This is a genomic window from Corynebacterium sp. 5QC2CO, assembly GCF_024580435.1.
In the GTDB taxonomy this organism is placed as follows: domain Bacteria; phylum Actinomycetota; class Actinomycetes; order Mycobacteriales; family Mycobacteriaceae; genus Corynebacterium; species Corynebacterium jeikeium_D.
Genome location: NZ_JANIKI010000009.1, coordinates 90,136 through 96,313 on the forward strand (window position 1 = coordinate 90,136; position 6,178 = coordinate 96,313).

4 protein-coding genes are annotated in these 6,178 nt (G+C 58.6%); 1 reads left to right on the forward strand and 3 read right to left on the reverse strand.

Annotated features, from left to right (window positions below):
* Positions 1 to 22: 22 nt before the first annotated feature.
* The 3 genes from NQ014_RS08445 to NQ014_RS08455 are packed head-to-tail and all read right to left on the reverse strand — an operon-like array spanning position 23 to position 3,461.
* Entirely contained in the window at positions 23 to 328 is a 306-nt protein-coding gene (locus NQ014_RS08445; RefSeq protein WP_016422965.1) for a hypothetical protein, read from the reverse strand.
* Positions 328 to 1,941, reverse strand: coding sequence for an acyl-CoA carboxylase subunit beta (locus NQ014_RS08450; protein WP_049193986.1), 1,614 nt, complete (start codon positions 1,939 to 1,941; stop codon positions 328 to 330). Before NQ014_RS08450 ends, NQ014_RS08445 begins: the two co-directional genes overlap by 1 nt.
* A 23-nt stretch (positions 1,942 to 1,964) precedes the next feature.
* Complete coding sequence (locus NQ014_RS08455) at positions 1,965 to 3,461, reverse strand: methylmalonyl-CoA carboxytransferase subunit 5S (RefSeq protein ID WP_257074753.1); 1,497 nt, start codon at positions 3,459 to 3,461, stop codon at positions 1,965 to 1,967.
* A gap of 274 nt (positions 3,462 to 3,735) precedes the next feature.
* On the opposite strand from NQ014_RS08455, the gene glgX reads away from it, so the two are divergent.
* Positions 3,736 to 5,877: a glycogen debranching protein GlgX gene (glgX, locus tag NQ014_RS08460; protein WP_257074754.1), complete on the forward strand. Its 2,142-nt coding sequence runs from the start codon at positions 3,736 to 3,738 to the stop codon at positions 5,875 to 5,877.
* Positions 5,878 to 6,178: the final 301 nt, after the last annotated feature.

The window sequence follows — 6,178 nt, forward strand, 5'->3', positions numbered from 1 at the left end:
GTCGGGTATCGAAAATTTCCAACTAACGCAGGTTGCGCTGCTGCTGGATCTGGCGTCCCTGCGCAGCCCACGTCTTATGGCGGTTGTATCGAATTGCCTTCACCTTGCCGCGATTGCCCAGGTACGCAGACACTGCTGCCGAAATGGCGATGACAGTATCCTCGGGGATATCTGCGTCCACGCGTTTGCGCAGTTCAGCCAACTCGCTCTCTGCCTGATTCAGTCGTGCCGTGGCCTTCTGCAAGCTTGTCGAGGTCGCATCCAACCGGTCGGTCAGTTCAGCGACGAGCGCTCGCAGCTCCTTAATCTCACCGATGCCGTCAGACATTACTGTGGCCCCAATCCGTGCTTCTTGGCCGGGCGAACCTCCCGCTTGTTACGCAGAACCGACAGTGCGTCAGCCACACGCAGGCGGGTTTCCGCCGGGTCAATCACGTCGTCGACCAGTCCGCGCGAGGCGGCGACATACGGCGTCGAGAAGCGTGTCTTGTATTCGGCGATACGCTCGTCGCGCACGCGCGCCTGCTCTTCCTCGTCGCCCGCGGCGGCAATTTCCTTTCGGAAGACCACGTTGACCGCGCCCTCTGCGCCCATCACCGCAATTTCCGCGGTCGGCCATGCGAATACGTAGTCCGCGCCGAGATCCTTCGAGCACATCGCCAGGTACGCACCGCCGTAAGCCTTACGCATGACGACGGTCACCTTGGGCACAGACGCTGCGGAGTATGCGTAGAGCATCTTTGCGCCGTGGCGGATGATGCCGCCGTGTTCCTGGGTGACGCCCGGCATGAAGCCAGGAACGTCAACCAGGGTGACCAGCGGGATATTAAAGGCATTGCAGAAGCGGATGAACTTTGCGCCCTTGTCCGAGGAATTGATGTCCAGCACGCCGGACATCACGTTCGGCTGGTTGGCGACAAAGCCCACGGTACGGCCCAAAACTCGCCCAAAACCAACGACTAGGTTGGTGGCAAAACCCGCCTGGCACTCGAGGAAATCGCCATTGTCGGCGATACGGATGATGACCTCGCGAACGTCGTAGCCCTTCTTGCCATCGACGGGGACGATGTCACGGAGCTCTGGATCCGGCTCGGCGTCGAATACCGGATCCACGATTGGCGGCTCTTCCGTGTTGTTCTGTGGCAGGAAGCTTAAGAGCTTCTGCGCAATCAGGATGGCCTGCTCGTCATCGTCGGCAACGAAGTCAATATTGCCGGCCTTGGCCATGTGCGCATCAGCGCCACCGAGCTGCTCGGAGGTGACTTCCTCGCCGGTCACAGACTTAATAACGCCCGGACCGGTAATGAACATCTGTGCCTTGCGAGTCTGAATGATGAAGTCGGTCAGCGCTGGCGAGTAGGCAGCGCCACCAGCACATGGACCTGCAATGATGGAAATCTGCGGCACCAGACCGGAAAGCCAGACATTGTTGTAGAAGACCTGGCCGTAGCCCGACAGAGAGTCAATCCCCTCTTGAATGCGAGCACCACCGGAGTCGTTGATGAACACGAACGGAGTGCCGTTGTCGGCAGCAGCGCGCATGGTGGCCGCAACCTTGCGGGACTGCGTTTCACCAGCGGAGCCACCCATGACCGTGAAGTCCTGGGAGGCCACGTGCACTGCCCGGCCGAGAACCGCGGCAGTGCCGGTGACCACGCCGTCGGCAGGCGCGTCGGCGGTGTCCATGCCGAAGTCGGTGGTGCGGTGAGTCATGAACATGCCGGTTTCACGGAAAGTGCCCTCGTCGACGAAGTTGTCGATACGCTCGCGGGCAGTCATCTTCCCACGTTCGTGCTGCTTGGCCTGGCGGGCTTCACCGCCACCGGCCTCAACACGACGACGCTGAGCATCCAAATAATCCAGGCGCTCCGCCATCGAGGCATCGACGCCCGGCGCGACGGCATCCGCCGAATTCGGCTGGTTTGCTGAACTTTGCGACATTGCTATCTCTTCTCCCGATGTTCCTAGGCGGGTTCCACCTGGACGGTCTGCGAGCGACCGCCAACGGTGACCTTGTAGCGAATTGGCTCGCGAATGGCATTGGCAGCACCAGAGGCCTGCTCCGCCTCACGCTTGAGCTGTTCGGCAGTCTTACCGACGTTCTTCGGCCCTTCGCCGCGCGTGGTGAAGAATCCCGGTGCGACGGACGGGAACAGTGCGTTGGTCAGGACATCCTCGGCGGTGCCGTTGTAACCATCGAGCTCCTTGGCCTGCTTGACCAGATCGTCCCACTCGGGCTCGAGTAGATCAGCCGGACGAACCGTGATTTCTTCCTTCTTGGTCTGTTCCGCTGCCTGCTTAATCAGCTCTGGGTTGCGCTCACCCGGGCACTGCCCGTAATAGCCGAGCATGAGGTCGGCGAACTCAGCCGTCATAACCTTGTAGCGTCCCATCAGCACGTTAAACACAGCTTGCGTGCCGACGATCTGCGAGCTCGGAGTCACCAGCGGCGGGTAACCGGCATCCTTTCGGACAATCGGTACTTCACGCATGACCTCTTCGACGCGGTCACCCGCACCCTGGGCCTTGAGCTGGTTTTCCATGTTCGACAACATTCCGCCAGGAATCTGCGACATGAAAATGTCAGTATTGACCAGGGTTTTCGACTCGAACTCTGCGTACTTCGGACGCACCTTGCGGAAGTGGTCGCGAATGGTGATCAGGTTATCCATGTTCAGGTCGGTGGTGTAGTCGGTTCCCTCCAACATTTCCACCAGCGACTCGGTCGGGTTGTGCCCCGGGCCCAGCGACATCGACGAAATTGCCGTGTCCACGACATCCGCACCAGCTTCGATGGCCTTCATCAAAGTCACCATCGTGACACCGGTGGTCGAGTGACAGTGGACGTTAATCTGGGTGTCCTCGCCGTAGGTTTCCTTGATGCCGCGGATGATGTCGTAAGCCGGCTGGGGTTTCAGCAGCGCTGCCATGTCCTTCAACGCAATGGAGTCCGCCCCCATATCCATTAGACGACCAGCGAGCTTAACGTACCCGTCGACGTCGTGAAGCGGGGACGTCGTGTAGCAAATCGTGCCCTGCGCATGCTTGTCGACGTTCTTGACCGCGCGCATGGCGTGCTCGAGATTGCGTGGGTCGTTGAGGGCGTCGAAAACACGGAATACGTCCATACCGTTTTCAGCGGACTTTTCGACGAACTTGTCAACCACCATGTCCTCGTAGTGGCGGTAACCGAGGAGATTCTGGCCGCGCAGCAGCATCTGCAGGCGGCTGTTCGGCATCAGCTTGCGGAATGTCCGCAGGCGCTCCCAGGGGTCTTCATTAAGGAAGCGGATGCAGGCGTCAAAGGTTGCGCCGCCCCAGCACTCCACACTCCAAAAACCGGCCTTGTCCATTTCTTCACAGACATCGACCATGTCTTCCATAGCCATTCGCGTTGCCATGAGGCTCTGATGAGCATCTCGGAACGCTACTTCCGTTACACCAATGGTTCGTGGACTCATAACTCCAAAAGTAAAGGCCTTTGGGGATCTTCGCGCGTTGGTGACCGCGAATATTGGGGATTCGGCGCCCGCCAAGGTGCGTTTAGAGTGTCAAATTGCCCACTTGCAGGGTTAAATACTTATTTTCGCGCGAAGTTTATGCTCTTAATCGTTCGACTCGAAATTTTCCTTGGGGGTCGTTTTTGCGAAGTGCGCTCGACAGATGGGACGGATGGCGCGCCCACACGGGGCCGAAAAAGGCTCATGTTTTTTACAAAACAGTTAAGGTAGTCACATGAACCAAGCAAATACAGTCGGCGATTATCAAGTATGGCCGGGTGAGCCCTACCCGCTCGGATCTACCTACGACGGCGCTGGCACCAACTTTGCGCTCTTTTCCGACGTTGCGGAGAAGGTGGAGCTTTGTCTGATTAGCGCCGAAGGCGAAGAAACACGCATTGAGCTCGAAGAAGTCGATGCGCATATCTGGCACTGCTACATCCCGTCCATCATGCCGGGTCAGCGCTACGCCTACCGCGTACACGGCCCATTCGATCCGGCCAACGGTAAGCGTTGTGACCCCAACAAGCTGCTGGTCGACCCATACGCCAAGGCTTTCGACGGCGAATTCGACGGTCACCCATCACTGTTCAACTATGACATTCATGACCACTCAAAGCGCAACACCGACGACAGCCTGGGACACACCATGACCTCCGTGGTCATCAACCCATTCTTCGACTGGGGCGCTGACCGCGCACCTCGCACGCCGTACAACGAGACCGTGATTTACGAGGCCCACGTCAAGGGCATGACCATGACTCACCCGGATATTCCGGAGGAGCTACGTGGTACCTATGCCGGTCTCGCTCATCCGGCGATTATTGACTACCTCAAGGACCTTGGTGTCACGGCTATCGAACTGATGCCGGTCCACCAGTTCCTCCAGGACGACCACCTGCGCGAAAAGGGGCTGCGCAACTACTGGGGCTACAACACCTTCGGTTTCCTGGCACCACACCAGGACTACTCGGCTTCCCAAAAGCCAGGCGGCGCAGTCAGCGAGTTCAAGGGCATGGTGCGCGCATTTCACGATGCCGGTATTGAGGTCATCCTCGACGTGGTCTACAACCACACCGCCGAGGGCAACCACATGGGCCCAACTATCTGCTTCCGAGGCATCGACAACGAGGCTTACTACCGTTTGGTCGAGGGTGACCGCCAGCACTACATGGACTACACCGGCACCGGTAACTCCCTGAATGTGCGCCACCCCCACTCGCTGCAGCTCATCATGGATTCGCTGCGCTACTGGGTCTCCGAGATGCATGTCGACGGCTTCCGCTTCGATTTGGCATCCACCCTGGCTCGAGAATTCCACGACGTGGATCGCCTCTCCGCCTTCTTTGATTTGGTGCAGCAGGATCCGATTGTCAGCCAGGTCAAGCTCATCGCAGAACCGTGGGATGTCGGCGAAGGTGGCTACCAGGTCGGTAACTTCCCACCGCAGTGGACTGAATGGAACGGTAAGTACCGCGACACTATCCGCGACTTCTGGCGCGGTGAGCCATCCACGCTCGGCGAGTTCGCTTCACGTATCACCGGTTCCTCGGACCTGTATGCAAACAATGACCGTCGCCCAACTGCGTCGATTAACTTCGTGACCGCGCATGACGGTTTCACCCTCAACGACTTGGTCAGCTACAACGAGAAGCACAATATGGCCAACGGCGAGGACAACCGCGATGGCGAGTCCCACAACCGTTCGTGGAACTGCGGTGTGGAAGGCCCGACCGACGACGAGCGCATCATTTCGCTGCGCGCCCGCCAGCGTCGTAACTTCCTGACCACTCTCCTGCTGTCCCAGGGCACTCCGATGATTAGCCACGGTGACGAAATGGGACGTGGGCAGAAGGGCAACAACAACGTCTACTGCCAGGACAACCGTTTGTCCTGGGTCGACTGGAATCAGACTCGTACCAACTCTGAACTGGTCGAATACACCCAGTTCCTGACTGAGCTGCGTGCGGAGCACCCAGTCTTCCGACGCCGCCGCTTCCTGCGCGGTGGCCCGCTCGGTGCGGAAACCGACGATCGTGACATTGCCTGGCTGACCTATGAGGGCCGTGTCATGACTACCGATGACTGGAACTTCGACTTCGGCAAGTCGTTGATGGTCTGGCTCAACGGCGATGCCATCACCGAGCCTGATCGCCGAGGTCACAGAATTGAAGATGACTCCTTCCTGCTGTGCTTCAACGCCCACCACGAGGACATCATGTTCCAAATTCCGGGCACCGAATACGCACACAGCTGGGAAGTCATCATTGACACCACAGAGATCACGGGTCGCCCGACCCGCGAGCGCATCGTTGAGCCGGAAGGTGAGCTCCGCGTGCCGGCCCGGTCGACCATCGTGCTGATCGAGCGGCACTAGCCGCGTCCGCGTTGGGTCCTACACAAAAATCCCCTGTCGGCGGAAGACTTTTCTTCCACTGACAGGGGATTTTCGGCTCTGAGTTCAACTCAAAACAGAGTTAAGTAACAAAAACTGAGGGCTGCAAATTTGAAACTGTGTGAGTTTATGACACTTTCAGGCCATTTTTCGGGCGGTAGGGTCAGGCGGTCATTGCATCATGGATAACACCAGAGATTACCTCCCGGGGAGTCAACCCGCCGAGTACCACCCGCGGCCGGTTATTCAGCAATGCTTCGGCCTCAGCAACCTCTTGGTCGGT

What these genes read in the sequence shown, in the direction of transcription:
- NQ014_RS08445 (WP_016422965.1), bottom strand. Translation starts at nt 328, where the DNA reads ATGTCTGACGGCATCGGTGAGATTAAGGAGCTGCGAGCGCTCGTCGCT.
- NQ014_RS08450 (WP_049193986.1), bottom strand. Translation starts at nt 1,941, where the DNA reads ATGTCGCAAAGTTCAGCAAACCAGCCGAATTCGGCGGATGCCGTCGCG.
- NQ014_RS08455 (WP_257074753.1), bottom strand. Translation starts at nt 3,461, where the DNA reads ATGAGTCCACGAACCATTGGTGTAACGGAAGTAGCGTTCCGAGATGCT.
- glgX (WP_257074754.1), top strand. Translation starts at nt 3,736, where the DNA reads ATGAACCAAGCAAATACAGTCGGCGATTATCAAGTATGGCCGGGTGAG.